17 protein-coding genes are annotated in these 14,925 nt (G+C 50.6%); 4 read left to right on the top strand and 13 right to left on the bottom strand.

What is annotated here, in order from left to right:
• Window positions 1-11: 11 nt before the first annotated feature.
• Both LJ739_RS11915 and LJ739_RS11910 read left to right on the top strand, forming a co-directional pair.
• Window positions 12-875, top strand: coding sequence for a YicC/YloC family endoribonuclease (locus tag LJ739_RS11915; RefSeq protein WP_229160799.1), 864 nt, complete (start codon window positions 12-14; stop codon window positions 873-875).
• Between the two features lie 487 nt (window positions 876-1,362).
• The gene (locus LJ739_RS11910; protein WP_229160797.1) at window positions 1,363-1,539 is read left to right on the top strand and encodes a hypothetical protein; all 177 of its coding nucleotides are present in this window, start codon (window positions 1,363-1,365) and stop codon (window positions 1,537-1,539) included.
• Window positions 1,540-1,554: 15 nt separating this feature from the next.
• Here the strand turns inward: LJ739_RS11910 and LJ739_RS11905 are convergent, their stop codons facing one another.
• From LJ739_RS11905 to LJ739_RS11895, 3 genes are all read right to left on the bottom strand, one after another.
• Window positions 1,555-2,760: an HD-GYP domain-containing protein gene (locus tag LJ739_RS11905; RefSeq protein ID WP_267494334.1), complete on the bottom strand. Its 1,206-nt coding sequence runs from the start codon at window positions 2,758-2,760 to the stop codon at window positions 1,555-1,557.
• A gap of 88 nt (window positions 2,761-2,848) precedes the next feature.
• Complete coding sequence (locus tag LJ739_RS11900) at window positions 2,849-3,190, bottom strand: MGMT family protein (protein ID WP_267494333.1); 342 nt, start codon at window positions 3,188-3,190, stop codon at window positions 2,849-2,851.
• Window positions 3,184-5,142 (bottom strand): GumC family protein, encoded by a 1,959-nt coding sequence (locus tag LJ739_RS11895; protein ID WP_229160794.1) that lies wholly within the window; start codon window positions 5,140-5,142, stop codon window positions 3,184-3,186. The genes LJ739_RS11900 and LJ739_RS11895 overlap by 7 nt, the downstream gene beginning before the upstream one ends.
• A 129-nt stretch (window positions 5,143-5,271) precedes the next feature.
• Here LJ739_RS11895 and LJ739_RS11890 point away from each other — a divergent pair, with 129 nt between their 5' ends.
• A complete protein-coding gene (locus LJ739_RS11890) occupies window positions 5,272-5,862 on the top strand; it encodes a tRNA-uridine aminocarboxypropyltransferase (RefSeq protein ID WP_324254906.1) in 591 nt (196 codons plus the stop codon).
• Window positions 5,863-5,929: 67 nt separating this feature from the next.
• Here the strand turns inward: LJ739_RS11890 and LJ739_RS11885 are convergent, their stop codons facing one another.
• The 9 genes from LJ739_RS11885 to LJ739_RS11845 form a co-directional block, all read right to left on the bottom strand.
• Complete coding sequence (locus LJ739_RS11885) at window positions 5,930-6,346, bottom strand: F0F1 ATP synthase subunit epsilon (RefSeq protein WP_229160792.1); 417 nt, start codon at window positions 6,344-6,346, stop codon at window positions 5,930-5,932.
• 86 nt (window positions 6,347-6,432) lie between these two features.
• The gene (gene atpD, locus LJ739_RS11880; RefSeq protein WP_229160791.1) at window positions 6,433-7,818 is read right to left on the bottom strand and encodes a F0F1 ATP synthase subunit beta; all 1,386 of its coding nucleotides are present in this window, start codon (window positions 7,816-7,818) and stop codon (window positions 6,433-6,435) included.
• 32 nt (window positions 7,819-7,850) lie between these two features.
• Complete coding sequence (gene atpG, locus LJ739_RS11875) at window positions 7,851-8,711, bottom strand: F0F1 ATP synthase subunit gamma (protein WP_229160790.1); 861 nt, start codon at window positions 8,709-8,711, stop codon at window positions 7,851-7,853.
• Between the two features lie 61 nt (window positions 8,712-8,772).
• On the bottom strand, window positions 8,773-10,314 hold the full coding sequence (gene atpA, locus LJ739_RS11870) for a F0F1 ATP synthase subunit alpha (RefSeq protein ID WP_229160789.1): 1,542 nt from the start codon (window positions 10,312-10,314) through the stop codon (window positions 8,773-8,775).
• Window positions 10,315-10,327: 13 nt separating this feature from the next.
• Window positions 10,328-10,861: a F0F1 ATP synthase subunit delta gene (gene atpH, locus LJ739_RS11865; RefSeq protein ID WP_229160787.1), complete on the bottom strand. Its 534-nt coding sequence runs from the start codon at window positions 10,859-10,861 to the stop codon at window positions 10,328-10,330.
• Between the two features lie 14 nt (window positions 10,862-10,875).
• Window positions 10,876-11,346: a F0F1 ATP synthase subunit B gene (atpF, locus tag LJ739_RS11860; protein WP_229160785.1), complete on the bottom strand. Its 471-nt coding sequence runs from the start codon at window positions 11,344-11,346 to the stop codon at window positions 10,876-10,878.
• Window positions 11,347-11,390: 44 nt separating this feature from the next.
• Window positions 11,391-11,618: a F0F1 ATP synthase subunit C gene (gene atpE, locus LJ739_RS11855; RefSeq protein ID WP_229160783.1), complete on the bottom strand. Its 228-nt coding sequence runs from the start codon at window positions 11,616-11,618 to the stop codon at window positions 11,391-11,393.
• 104 nt (window positions 11,619-11,722) lie between these two features.
• The gene (gene atpB / locus LJ739_RS11850; protein WP_229160781.1) at window positions 11,723-12,556 is read right to left on the bottom strand and encodes a F0F1 ATP synthase subunit A; all 834 of its coding nucleotides are present in this window, start codon (window positions 12,554-12,556) and stop codon (window positions 11,723-11,725) included.
• A gap of 50 nt (window positions 12,557-12,606) precedes the next feature.
• The gene (locus tag LJ739_RS11845) at window positions 12,607-12,984 is read right to left on the bottom strand and encodes an ATP synthase subunit I (protein ID WP_229160779.1); all 378 of its coding nucleotides are present in this window, start codon (window positions 12,982-12,984) and stop codon (window positions 12,607-12,609) included.
• 398 nt (window positions 12,985-13,382) lie between these two features.
• Between LJ739_RS11845 and LJ739_RS11840 the strand changes: the two genes are divergently transcribed.
• Window positions 13,383-14,048, top strand: coding sequence for a substrate-binding periplasmic protein (locus LJ739_RS11840; protein WP_229160777.1), 666 nt, complete (start codon window positions 13,383-13,385; stop codon window positions 14,046-14,048).
• 2 nt (window positions 14,049-14,050) lie between these two features.
• Here LJ739_RS11840 and LJ739_RS11835 read toward each other — a convergent pair whose 3' ends face one another.
• On the bottom strand, window positions 14,051-14,917 hold the full coding sequence (locus tag LJ739_RS11835) for a ParB/RepB/Spo0J family partition protein (protein ID WP_229160775.1): 867 nt from the start codon (window positions 14,915-14,917) through the stop codon (window positions 14,051-14,053).
• Window positions 14,918-14,925 lie beyond the last annotated feature (8 nt).

Below are 14,925 nucleotides of genomic sequence, written 5' to 3'. Positions count from 1 at the left end.
AAGGACAGTGCATGATCTACAGTATGACGGCCTTTGCCCGTCGTGAACACAAAGCCGAGTGGGGCACCGTGGTGTGGGAAATTCGCTCCGTCAACCAACGTTTTCTGGAAACTTACTTCCGTTTACCGGAGCAATTCCGTGCACTGGAGCCGGTGTTGCGCGACAAGTTCCGCAAGAAGCTCCAGCGCGGCAAGGTTGAATGCGCGCTGCGGTTTACCCCCAATGAAGGGGCAACGGGTACCCTGCACCTGAACGAAGAGCTGGCCAAGCAACTGCTGCACGCCGCCGACTGGGTACAATCTCATGGCCAATCCACCGGCGTCAATCCGGTTGATATCCTGCGTTGGCCCGGCGTTATCGCCGCCGAAGAAACCGACTCAGACACCATGCAGGCCGCCATGCTGGAAAGCTTCGACGCCACCCTGAACGATTTTATCGACGCCCGCGGCAATGAAGGTAAAAACCTCAAAGCCTTAATAGAGCAGCGCCTGGACGGCATTGAGGTTGAGGTGGACAAGGTCAAACAGCGTATGCCGGAAATCCTGGCCTGGCAAAAAGACAAAATTCTGAGCCGTTTTGAAGAAGCCAAACTGGAGCTCGATGAAGGCCGTATCGAGCAGGAAATGATCCTGTTGGCCCAGAAAGTCGATGTCGCCGAAGAGCTCGACCGGCTGGTCTCCCACATTGGTGAAACCCGTAGCATCCTTAACAAGGGTGGTGCGGTAGGCCGACGACTGGATTTCATGATGCAGGAATTTAACCGCGAATCGAACACCCTGGGATCCAAGTCGATTCACACCGACATCACCCAGTCAGCGGTAGAACTCAAAGTACTGATAGAGCAAATGCGCGAGCAGATCCAGAACATTGAGTAATGTTCAACTACGCGACTTTTTGAATAGGTAAAGCCCGCAAAAGCGGGCTTTTTATTACCAGCCCATTCTGTACAAAAATTAGACTAACGGACAATATTCCTTACCGCTGGGATGCCCTACACTGGATCTGTATTTGACGCCATGTCCGGTTTGTGTGGATTTCCGGCATGGCTTGCTCAAGTGCATCTTGTTTGAATCATAGATTCCAGCATGAGTCATTTCTTCCCTTGTTGTACCGGTGCACCTGCACCGGTTTTTTTTGTTGTCTTGTCAGCCCTTTTAACACCCAAGCCCAGCTCGCTTTGCGATCGAATTCTATCTTATTGATAATATTGCACTTTTAACACTTGGGCCGGTTATTGCTTATTCGTTTGCAAGCGTCAATATGCTCATTTTATGAACAATTCATCTTGAGCAGATCTGACACAATGCCGTTAACAAAGTTAGGCGAAGGCACTTTTCAGTCGTTAAGCAGTAGGTAGAAGTTATGTCTTGTTTGACACGTAAGCTCCAACACAATCTGGCCCGCTATCTGAAACGTCACGATACCGTGCTCGAACAAAATCCGGAAACCGTGCGTAATACGTTGGTGGAAAAAGGATTGTGCCCATCAGATGTGACCACCGAACAGATGCGTTCAGTGATGAAACTGGCCGAGCAATAGCACAGAGAGTAACCGCTAGATAGCGATTTTCTCGTTGAAGAACCGGTTGAAATCGATACCGAAATCGCTCGGTTTAACGGCTTTTTCAATTTTGTACTGGCTGGCCGCCAGGTCGATGTTTTTGGGCGCCACGTAATGGCCACCGCGGGTACTGTAAAATAACTTCACCACCGGTTTCAGCGGCCGTTCCTCACGTTGCTCGACAACCATCGCAACGTGTTCACTGTTCAGTTTCACCAAACTACCCACCGGATAAATCCCCACACATTTAATAAAGCGTTCTACCAACACCTTATCGTACTTTGCCGGCGCATCTTCAAGCAGGATTTTTAACGCCTTCTGAGAGGGCATTCCAGGTTTGTAGCAACGATCGGCGGTGATGGCATCGTAGGTATCTACAATCGCTATCATGCGGCCAAAGTAGCTGATTTCATCTCCCCTTGCGCCGTCGGGATAACCATAACCGTCCAGCCGTTCATGATGCTCTGCCATGGTACGGATGATCCTGTCGGGCATGTTCATTTCTTCCAACGTGCGAATGCCGTAATAGACATGGTCGCGCATGATCACCATCTCCTGATCAGTCAGGCGTCCTGGTTTATGCAGGATTTCGTCGGGGATCTTGATTTTACCGATGTCGTGAATAAACCCAGACAGGGCTAACTCCTGTACTTCGTGTTCGGGTAATCCCAGGTGTTTTGCAAAGTTGGCCAACAAAATGGCCACATTCAGTGAATGCTCCAACAGGTAGGAGTCTTTTTCACGGATCTTGGTCAGGCACATCAGCGCATTGGGATTGCGATCGATAGAACCAACCAGCTGTTCAGTGAATTCCTGTGGAATGGAAATGTCGATGGGAAGGCCACGGGCAACGGAGTCAAGCAGGCGCTTCTGCACCCCTTTACCTTTATCGTGCAAGCCTTTGGCCCGTTTGACTTCATCGTCAAACTGCAACTCTTCGGTCTTTTCCACCATCGCTGGCACCGGCGCAGATTCGGGTTCTATTGCTGGCTCGGGGGGTTCTTCACCAAAAGGAATAAAAGCCTTGCTGGGGTCAATAACCAGCTGTTTGATGCCTTGCTTTTTAAGCTGCTCGACAATGGCACGAGAAGTGACCTTTCCCTTGCTTTTGATCTTTAAATTGCCGCGCTGTTCAACGATACGTTGCACGTACATGCCAGGCTGCAATTCTTCAATACTGATCGTTTTAAGGGAGTCCAACGGCAACTAACCTTATTGTCCGGATTTCATCAAAATATATTAATCGTTCTGATGGGGCAAGCACCAGCGCTACAATTGTAACAAAGGGTCAATATGGCAGGCCCTGCAGCAGTGTCGCCAGATCCGGTTGCCACTGCACCTGTTTTAGTCGCACCCGATGATTTAACACCGCAACATCCTCTTCCTGCAGTAACCCGATTTGTTGACAGGCGGTATCTGAGCCTGGTGGAAAGGCGATTTTGCCGTCACTGCGCAACACCCTGAACCAGGGTACCTTTAAGTGCTCTGGTGCATGTCCCAGCGCTTTACCCACCAAGCGGGCACGGCCGGGCAATCCGGCAAGGTCGGCGATCTGGCCATAGGTTGCTACCCGACCAGGTGGCACAGCCATTACAGTGTGCCAGATTCGCTGATAGTTAGCACTTACCATTTTAGTGGGTATATCGGGTCAATCTGTTGCCAATCCAGGGCTTGCGCTGGTCTCGATTGTTCTCGGCACACCGCCAGTAACGGCGCTGAGATCGCGCCGGCGATCAGTTCAAGATCAGAGAGTCGACAACCCTTCTCCATCAGGGACGCCAGATAGGTCAATCGCAACCGCTGTGCAGTGAGGCTGTCCGCCTGTTCAATGCCATGGTCATGAGCCAGGTTAATCAATAGTTGATCAACAGCCTCCGGATTATAATGCACCGGCCAGATACTCCCACTGCCGGCCGTTACAGCACCTGTCAATGCCTTCAATACAGACATCAGCGGCGCAGGCAATTCAAGCTGACGGCCATCCGTCAATGGCACCCTGTTGTGCTCTGAATCGAGTTGCTCAACGGTAATACCCAGCAAATCATCCACCGAGGCGCCGCACATGAGCAATCCCACGATGCATTTTGAACGATCATTGCCGCCGTCATACAGTTGTTGCACAGCGGTCTGACTCAGTGGCGTCGGCACCACTCCAGTACCCGCCTGAGGCAAGCTAAGTGGGGCCCCTCCATCCGCCAACAAACGCGGATCAGCTTCACCACCAGACAGTGACAATGCTGACGGGCCCTGTTGCGGATTGACCACCGTGTAGTGGGTAGCACCACTGCTCACCGGTCGACCGCTGCCCATCACCAACCAATGCAGTAACAAGCTGATGAAACCACACGAAAGAGCGCCCACAACCACCCACAATGAATCCAACCAATAATCAGGCGCAATGGGTGTATCTGCTATTTGGGGCGCCTCCAACACATCGATCTGCGGGACATCGGGCAAAATAACTTCAAGGGAAAGGCGTTGATTGCGCAGTTGATCCCGAGACACTTGCAGTTGGTCCACCAGCTCGGCACGCTGCTGGTACTCAGCCAAAATATCAGAAAACGCCGCAGCGTCCTTATTGAGCAGGTTTAGCTCATCGCTGAGTCGTTGCCGTTTAGCATCTGCTGCGGTCACTTGCCGCTCCAGCTCTAACAGATATTGCTGTTGACTCAGTTGCCGTTGCTCTTCTTTGTAATTCTTCAACTGTTGTAACGAACGCTGTTTAGCCACAATGTCCGGGTCAAGAGCCATGTATTCATCGGTAAAACGCTCAGACAAGTCTGACAGCTCTTGTTCAAGCACTTCGATTTGATCGCTCAAATTACTCAGGCGGGCCTCATCAGCCGGTCGTACAATGGTCTGTCCCTGTGCGATACCCTGGCGGACACTTTCCAATAACCCCTTGAACTGAGCATACTCAGCACGGGCCTGATCGAGGGCTTTGCTGATACCGGTAACCGTATTCAGGGCACGATTCTCGGTACGCTCCAGAGAAACGATATTGTGTTGCTGGCCAAACGCCTGCATCAGCCCTCTGGCGTCACTCAGACGTTGCTCAAGTTGCTCCAGCTGGTCATCAATACGACGGATTTCCCGTTGGGTGTCGCTGTCCAGCTGCAACTGGTCAGCAGAGCGAAACACATCAATCCAGGTTTGTACGATCGAAGCAAGTTCCCCGGAACGACTGCCCGTCGCGCGTAACAGCAACACTCTTGCATCAACATCCAGCGACACTGACAGCATCTGCCGCAACGATGCAATGTCGAGTGAATTCCCCTGTTGCTCAACCACCTGGGTTAAAATGTCGGCGGCCAGTAGACGTTGTCGGTGCAGGCTGAGTTGCTGTTGCGCCACGTCCTGCACACTCGTGTCGGTACCGCTTGGATAATCAAAATACAAGCGGGCCTGGCTCTGATACACAGCAGGGCGCATCCACACCAGTGCCAGTCCTATCAAAGCAACCAAAATAGTCACCGCACTGAACACCAGCCAGCGTTGTTTGCGAATGCGTGTTTGTTCATCGCGCTGATGTCGATGGGGATCGTAGTCAGGTGGTAATACGTCAACCGGTCTGGTGTGCATGAACAGTCCCTTTCTCACGGCCTGTGCTCAGGCCCTTGTGCGCAAAAGTTATCGCCAAAGACTACCAGTTTTCAGTGTTAATCGGCGAGTGTTTTTCTCTGTCTGCGGCAAACACGTGCTAGTATCCTGATGATGAACAAGCGTGCTTATTGCCCCCACTGCGAATATCCCCTCAGTACCTGCCTATGCAGTTACCTCTGTGAGATAGCATCTCCCGTTCACTGGTGGATATTGCAGCACCCCACAGAAACAAAACACGCCAAAAATACCGCGCGCCTGGTTTCGCTGTGTATGTCAAACAGCCAATGCCTGAGAGGCGAAACCGAGGACGATTTCGACGTCCTAAAACAGATTAGTGACCGACCTGACCGCCATGTTGTTGTGCTCTATCCAAATGCCGACAGTGTTGCATTGGAACAAGTACCCACTGCCCAGCGACGGTCGGTGACAGATGTCGTCGTGTTGGATGCGACCTGGCGAAAAGCGTATAAACTCTGGCAACTCAATCCATGGTTGCACGCATTGCCCAGTTGGCATTTCGCCAATCCACCTGACAGCAGCTATCGTATCCGTCACACACGGCAGCCCAATGGATTATCAACCCTTGAGGCAGTCGCCTATACCCTTACTGCAGGATGGGGAATGAGTGCTGATGGCCTGTACAACGTATTTGACCAGTTGCAACAACATCACCGGCAACCTCCGTCCCACCAATGCTGAGATTGCGAAGCAGGCAATAAAAAACCCGGCGTAAAGCCGGGTTTCACATGAAACATATGTATTTCAATTATTTACGCATTTTCTGGATCAATCGCAACTGGGCAATTGCTTCTGCCAGTTGAGATGCAGCCTCTGCATAATCGAAATCAGTACCTGGGTTGGCAATGTGCTCTTCGGCGCGAGTCTTCGCGTCTAGAGCGGCTTGTTCGTCCAAATCTTCGGCACGAACAGCGGTGTCTGCCAATACGGTAACGGAGCCAGGTTGTACTTCCAACATACCACCGGCGATGTAAATCATCTCCTCGTGACCATGCTGCTTAACCAGACGTACCATGCCAGGCTTCAGGGCGGTAATCAAAGGGGCGTGGCCGGGATAAATACCCAGTTCACCTTCGCTACCTGTCACCTGAATCGTTTCAACGCGACCGGAAAACAATTTTTCTTCGGCGCTTACCACATCCAGATGTACTGTCATTGCTGCCATTGAACCTCCTACCTGGGTTATTCGCGAAAAGCCAATACCGTGTTAAGACTGACGTGCAATGGAACCACTGCACGTCAGTGACTTAATTAGGCTTTCTTGGCTTTCTCGATGGCTTCTTCAATAGACCCAACCATGTAGAACGCTTGCTCTGGCAGGTGGTCATATTCACCAGCCAAAATGCCTTTAAAGCCGTCGATGGTGTCTTTCAAAGACACGTATTTGCCCGGAGAACCGGTAAATACTTCAGCAACGAAGAAAGGCTGAGACAAGAAACGCTGGATCTTACGCGCACGTGAAACCACCTGCTTGTCTTCTTCAGACAATTCGTCCATACCCAGAATGGCAATGATATCTTTCAGCTCTTTATAGCGCTGCAGAACCGTCTGAACACCACGGGCGGTGTCATAGTGGTCCTGACCGATAACCAGAGGATCCAACTGACGAGAAGTAGAATCCAATGGATCAACCGCAGGGTAGATACCCAGTGATGCGATATCACGTGACAATACAACCGTCGCATCCAAGTGAGCAAAGGTGGTTGCCGGGCTAGGGTCAGTCAAGTCATCCGCAGGTACGTATACGGCCTGGATAGACGTGATTGAACCGGTTTTGGTTGAGGCGATACGCTCCTGGAGCACACCCATTTCCTCAGCCAGCGTAGGCTGATAACCTACCGCTGAAGGCATACGACCCAACAATGCAGATACCTCGGTACCGGCCAGGGTGTAACGATAGATGTTATCCACGAAGAACAGTACATCACGACCTTCATCACGGAATTTTTCCGCCATAGTCAGACCGGTCAATGCAACACGCAGACGGTTGCCCGGTGGCTCGTTCATCTGACCGTAAACCAACGATACTTTATCCAGTACGTTAGATTCGTTCATCTCGTGATAGAAATCGTTACCCTCACGAGTACGCTCACCAACACCGGCGAATACAGAGTAACCGCTGTGCTCGATGGCGATGTTACGGATCAGTTCCATCATGTTTACGGTTTTACCTACACCGGCACCACCGAACAGACCGACTTTACCACCCTTAGCGAAGGGACATACCAGATCGATAACCTTGATACCGGTTTCCAGCAGTTCAACCGCGCTAGACTGATCTTCGTAGCTTGGCGCTTCACGGTGAATAGACATACGCTCTTCTTCACCGATGGGGCCTGCTTCATCAATAGGATTACCCAATACATCCATGATACGGCCCAGGGTAGCTTTACCCACAGGAACCGAAATGGGCGCACCGGAATTTTCAACGGTTAGTCCGCGACGCAGACCGTCGGTAGTACCCAGTGCAATACCACGTACTACACCACCACCGAGTTGTTGTTGCACTTCAAGGGTAAGCCCTTGTAAGTCACCTTCGGTAACTTTCAGTGCGTCATACACTTTTGGTACCGCATCCTGTGGAAACTCAATGTCCACAACGGCGCCAATGATTTGGACGACCTTACCTTGACTCATAATTTGTCCTCAATTTCTTTTTAAACCTTTGCCTACACCGCCGCAGCGCCGCTCACGATCTCGGAAATCTCCTGAGTGATCGCGGCTTGACGTGCTTTGTTGTATACCAGTTGCAAGTCATCAATCAGATTGCCGGCATTGTCGGTAGCTGCTTTCATTGCCACCATACGGGCTGCTTGCTCGGACGCAGAATTTTCAACTACGCCTTGGTACACTTGGGATTCCACATAACGCACCATCAATGTTTCCAAAATTGCTTTTGGATCCGGTTCGTAGATGTAGTCCCAACGGTGTGTTAAATCATCATCGTCAGACTTCGGCAAAGGTAATAATTGCTCGATTTTCGGCGTCTGTGACATGGTATTGACGAATTCATTGTGGACCAAAAACAATCGGTCAATCTTGCCTTCATCGTACGCATCCAACATGACACGCACTGTACCAATCACATCGCTGACGCTCGGTGCATCGCCCAGGCCGGACTCTGCCGCCAGAACGCTGCCACCAAAACGGCCGAAGAAAGCACAGGCTTTCGCTCCCAGTGCAGCAAAGTCAACTTCTACGTCTTTCTGCTGCCACTCTCTAACGGCGGTCGTTACCAGCTTGAACTCATTGGTGTTCAAACCACCACATAAACCGCGGTCAGTCGAGATGACGATATAGCCTACGCGTTTCACCTCACGCTCTTCCAGATAAGGATGGCGATATTCGAGGTTACCGTGCGCCAGGTGACCGATCACTTTACGCATGCTTTGAGCATATGGACGGCTTGATGCCATACGGTCTTGCGCCTTTTTCATTTTGGACGCTGCAACCATTTCCATTGCGCTGGTGATCTTCTGAGTATTTTTAATACTCCCGATCTTACCTTTTATCTCTTTTCCGCTGGCCATGACTCTATCTCCGCTAACTCAACTTATGTGCTTCACACCCGAGGGTATGAAGCACCGGTGATTACCACGTTTGTGTTGCTTTGAACTTGTCCAAAGCTTCAGTCAACATGGCTTCGATTTCACCGTTGTAGTCGCCTTTATCGTTGATAGTCTTGACCAGATCTGCGTACTCAGTGTTCATGAAGGAGTGCAGGGCAGCTTCGAAATCCAGAACTTTGTTCAGTTCGATGTCTTTCAAATAACCTTTTTCCACTGCAAACAGCGAAACACCCATGTCAGCAATCGACAATGGCGAGTATTGCTTCTGCTTCATCAACTCAGTTACACGCTCACCATGCTCCAATTGGGCACGGGTCGCGTCATCCAGGTCAGATGCGAACTGAGAGAACGCCGCCAGCTCACGATACTGAGCCAACGCCAGACGGATACCACCGCCCAGTTTTTTGATGATCTTGGTCTGCGCAGCACCACCAACACGAGATACCGAGATACCGGCGTTCACCGCAGGACGAATACCGGCGTTGAACAGGTCAGTTTCCAGGAAGATCTGACCGTCGGTGATCGAAATCACGTTGGTAGGTACGAAGGCTGATACGTCACCGGCCTGGGTTTCGATGATAGGCAGCGCGGTCAAAGAACCGGTTTTGCCTTTCACTTCACCATTGGTGAACTTCTCTACGTACACATCGTTTACACGAGCAGCACGCTCAAGCAGACGGGAGTGTAGATAGAATACGTCACCAGGATAGGCTTCACGGCCTGGCGGACGACGCAGCAACAATGAGATTTGACGGTAAGCAACGGCTTGCTTGGACAAATCATCGTAAATGATCAGGGCGTCTTCACCGCGGTCGCGGAAATATTCACCCATAGTACAACCAGAGTAAGGTGCCAGGTATTGCAGTGCAGCAGATTCTGATGCAGATGCAGCAACCACAATGGTGTGATCCATTGCACCATGCTCTTCCAGCTTGCGTACAACGTTAGCAATGGTCGATGCTTTCTGACCGATGGCTACGTAAACACACTTAATGCCGGATTCTTTCTGGTTGATGATGGCGTCAACGGCCATCGCAGTTTTACCGGTTTGACGGTCACCGATGATCAACTCACGCTGACCACGACCGATTGGGATCATGGAGTCAACGGACTTATAACCAGTCTGTACCGGTTGATCAACCGATTGACGCTCGATAACACCAGGGGCAATCTTTTCAACCGGCTCAAAACCGTCTGCGTCAATTGCGCCTTTACCATCGATAGGTGCACCCAGGGTGTTAACAACACGACCCAGCAGGTTACGACCTACGGGTACTTCCAGGATACGACCGGTGGATTTTACTTTGACCCCTTCTTGCAGATCTGCATAAGGGCCCATTACTACCGCGCCGACAGAGTCGCGCTCAAGGTTCAATGCGATAGCGTAGCGATTACCAGGAAGCTCAATCATCTCACCTTGCATCACATCGGCCAGGCCGTGGATGCGGATGATACCGTCGGTTACACCAACGATAGTACCTTCATTTCGAGCTTCACTTACTACTTCAAACTGCTCAATTCGCTTTTTGATCAGTTCTGCAATTTCAGTGGAATTCAGTTGCATGCTCTTTTCCCCGTTATGCTTGTAACGTGTCGGCTAGACGTTGGAGTTTGGCTCGTACAGAACCATCAATCACAGTGTCACCGGCTTTAATAACGACGCCGGCCACCAGGGCCGCATCCACGTCACAATTCAGCTTAACTTTTCGTGCAAGACGTTTTTCAAGAGACGCGCTGATCTCGGCCTGTTGCTTGGCATCCAGTGCGACAGCAGAGGTGATATCTACATCAATCTCTTTGTCGTACTCTGCCTTGTATTGTGCATACAACAGGGCAATCTCAGGAAGCGCTTGTAAGCGTCCGTTTTCAGCCAAAACCTTGATCAGGTTCTGGCCATGTTCGTCGAGTTGTTCACCGCAGATATTGATGAAAATCTCAGCCAGTTTTTCAGCCGCCAAGGCACCGGACATCAAATCTTTGATATCGGGGTTTTTGGCCACTTCACCGGCAAAGTTCAACATGTCCTGCCACGCAGGTACGGTTTGCTTCTCGACCGCATAGTCGAAAGCTGCTTTGGCATAAGGGCGAGCGATAGTAGTCAATTCAGACATAGCTCTTTAACCCCTTATAGCTCAGCGACAAGTTTTTCAACGATGTCGCTTTGTGCAGCGGCGTCGATTTCTCGCGCCAGGATTTTCTCAGCACCGGCTACTGCTAGCACAGCAACCTGCTTACGAAGTTCCTCTTTCACACGGTTACGCTCAGCGTCAATCTCACTATGACCTTGCGCAATGATTTTTTCACGCTCGTCATGGCCGCGTTGCGTCTCTTCATCCACGATCTGGGAAGCACGCTTCTTGGCTTGCTCGATAATTTCAGCTGCTTGAGCTTTGGCCTCTTTGAGCTGCTCAGTTGCTTTCTCCTGAGCCAGTTCAAGTTCCTTTTGGCCGCGTTCTGATTTGGCCAGACCGTCAGCAATGTCCTTCTGACGCTTCTCAATCGCTTCCAGCAATGGGGGCCACACAAATTTCATGCAGAAGCCCACAAAGACTGCGAAAGCAATCAATTGGCCGATTAGAGTGGCGTTAATGTTCACAACCGCTCCTCCTCTTTAAATGTTCGCTAATGACGTAATTAAACTTAGGCGGCTAGAGCGAACAACATGTAAAGAGCGATACCAACACCGATCATCGCGATGGCGTCGATCAGACCGGCTACGATGAACATTTTAACTTGCAGTTGAGGTGCCAGTTCAGGTTGACGAGCAGCTGATTCCAGGAACTTACCACCCAGCAGACCAAAACCGATAGCAGTACCCAGGGCACCCAGACCGATCAACAGAGCTGCAGCAATATAAATGTATTCCATTTAAGTCTCCAAATTTACGTTAAGTTTAAAAGTTAAAAGTTAAAAGTAATGTTTAAAAAACTCGGTTCATTTCCGGCCACACCGCATTGGCATGGCCCGGTAAATTAGTGATCTTCGCTAGCCAGACTCAGATAAACGATGGTCAGCATCATGAAGATGAACGCCTGCAACGGCAGTACCAGAATGTGGAACACTGCCCACGGGAAGTGCAACGGCAACTGCCAGATTCCCAAGGTGGCGATAAGGATAAAGATCAATTCACTGGCATACAGGTTACCGAACAAACGCAGCGCCAACGACAATGGGCGAGCCAACAAGGTAACGGTTTCCAGGATGAAGTTGACCGGAATAAACAGGGGGTGACCGAAAGGCTGCATGGTCAGCTCTTTCATAAAGCCGCCAATGCCTTTCATCTTAATCGAGTAATAGATGATCAGACCGAACACGCCAATCGCCAGCGCGAAGGTCAGGTTCAGGTCAGTAGTGGGTACAGCCTTCATGTAAACGTCATGAGGATCCATACCAAAACCGTGTTGTCCGATCAGACCAGCAATGGATGGCAGTACATCGACCGGTACCAAATCCATCAGGTTCATCACCAGTACCCAGACAAAGATGGTCAGGGCCAACGGCGCAATCAATTTGCTGCGACCGTGGTAAGTGCTGACAACGTTATCGTTAACGAAGTCGACCACCAGCTCAACAAAGGCTTGCGTTTTGGTCGGTATGCCCGAGTTGGCTTTCTTTGCCACTGAGCGGAAAAACCACATTACCAATAAACCCAGTCCGATTGACCACGCCAGTGTGTCAATGTGCCATGTCCAGAAACCGGCATCAGCACAGGCTTTATTGAACGCGATGCCATTGTCCGTGGAGCACATGGAGGCATTGGTCAAATGGTGCTTGATGTATTCTGAGGTTGTATATTCAGATGCCATTAGTTAACCCAAATTGTTTAAAGTGAAAAAAACCGTTCCTGGCATCGCCCCTAGTCAGGCGTTGAACTGTTTGCCAGCATCGCTCCCCATTGGGCGATGAGCGTTGCGGCATAACCGGCCAATACGGGCAACGGTTGAGCGTTCAAAACGGCAAATGCCACAACGAATAAAATCATACTTGTCAGTAGTTTGAGCTTGGCGCCTTGGCTGAAACTGCGCACAACTTTCTGGTTGCTGCGACCGCCGGCGTATCGAAACGCGAATCGCGCAAAAAGGACAAACGGGAGGATGCCAATAAGCCCCCCATAAAAAACCGATAACCCAGTCGTCGCTTCCATCATCAGCGTCGTAACCAGTGCGCAGGCAACGACAACGCCGCTCTGAACCCACACCACTTTCCTGACCAGCTTTCGACCATTTTCGGTCAAGCTTGTTATCACTTGTGTCCTTTGTATGTTTAAACCCAAACAAAAAGCGCCAAAAGTATACTGATTTACCGCAAATTTTCAACCACTAACCGCGTTTTGTACGGTGTTTTGAAAAATTTCAGATTTGGCTTCAAAGTACTGATAAATCAAGGCACTTAATTGCCCAAAGTATCATCAAATTGGCGTAGAAGTGTACTTTTAACGCAATAAATTCTGTTTAGCTGACATAAATCTGACATTTGACTTTCCAACAGCTACCCTTAGTTCTACGTACTCTTACCTTGGTCGTGATCACCTTGCTATCGCGTTTTTCAAGATTGCATGGATGCTGTTTACTGTTGTTGATGTTGCTGTCCTACCCCAGCTGGGCAGCGTCTGATGGTTCCCCAGTACGGATAGTGACTGAGCACCTTCCCCCCTATCAAATAGCGCATCAAGGGCGTCTGGTCGACGGTCTTTCTTATCAAATGATGTACGACGTCTTACTTGAAGCCGGTATTGAAGCCACTTTTGAAGTGATGCCCTGGGCACGCGCATTCGAAGAAGCGCAGCACGCACCGAACGTGTTAATTTTTTCCATTATCCGCAGCCCCGAAAGGGAGCCGCTGTTTGAATGGATCGATGTGCTTTTTACTGAGCGCTATCACATCTATGCCAACCAGCCACCAGACGCTCTAGCACTGAATTCGCTGGATCAGGCGAAGGGTTTGATCGCAGCGGCTACCCGTGGGAGCTACGAAGAAGAAGCGCTGTTAAAACTTGGATTTAGGCCCGGAAAAAATCTGATACTGGCAGTGGATCATGATGATGTTTGGGGATTATTGCAGCGCAATCGTGCGCAATTGGCCTATGCGTCGGAACAGATATTTAACCGCTATAGCAAGCGCCACCCGACAATGGCAAATAAACTCTATCCGCTGGGTGTCATTCAGGACGTCAAACAGCTGTGGTTAGCAGCCAGTCTGGACACGAGACCTGAAACCATTGCCTTGATCCGGACTGTCCTGAAGTCGGTCAAACAACGACCGCAATATGCTCACCTGACGTTGCCCGACCCTTTCTAGGATTATTTGATACGAGCAAGAATGCCGTCGAGCTGCTCCAGACTGGAAAAATTAATCACCATTTTACCTTTGCCTTTTGCATTGTGGGCAATCGACACCGGCGCACCGAGATTTTCTGACAATCGAGACTCGAGGCGCTCTACGTCAGGGTCTGGCTTGTTGGGAGCTTTTTCTTTGGGCGGCTCAAGTAACCTGCGCACCAGGTTTTCAGTGTCGCGCACCGTCATCCCCTTGCCGGATACGATTTGTGCCGCTTCCGTTTGCTGATCGCCGGTCAAGGCCAGTAATGCTCGGGCATGGCCCATCTCAATATCGCCATGCTCGAGCAGCAGCTTCACATCGTCATTGAGGTGGTTCAAACGCAACAGGTTCGTCACGGTAGTGCGGGATTTACCGACCGCTTCAGCCACTTCCTGATGGGTTAATTCAAATTCGACCATCAGGCGATCCAGAGCCTGGGCCTCTTCCATCGCATTGAGATCTTCACGTTGAATGTTTTCGATCAGCGCGATAGCAACGGCGGCTTCATCCGGCACATCCTTGATCAGACAAGGTACTACATCAAGCTGTGCTAACTGGGAAGCGCGCCAGCGCCGCTCTCCGGCGATGATTTCAAACCGTTGCTCGTCGAGTTTACGCACTACAATCGGCTGGATAATGCCCTGGGATCGAATCGATGACGCCAGTTCTTCCAGCGCTTCGGGAGACATGTCTTTGCGAGGCTGATACTTGCCAGGCTGTAAAAATTCGATCGGAATTTTCTGCAGTTCGCCTTTGGTGGCTGCGTTGGATTCACGTTCTTCGTTGGCATGACTGGTGGCCAACAGGGCATCCAGTCCTCGGCCCAATCCTCGTTTTTTCGCCGACATGGAGTCTC

Source organism: Fluctibacter halophilus, from assembly GCF_020687825.1.
Lineage (GTDB): Bacteria > Pseudomonadota > Gammaproteobacteria > Enterobacterales > Alteromonadaceae > Fluctibacter > Fluctibacter halophilus.
Note: the sequence above shows the minus strand (reverse complement) of the source record. Positions and strands in the feature narration are given on the sequence as shown.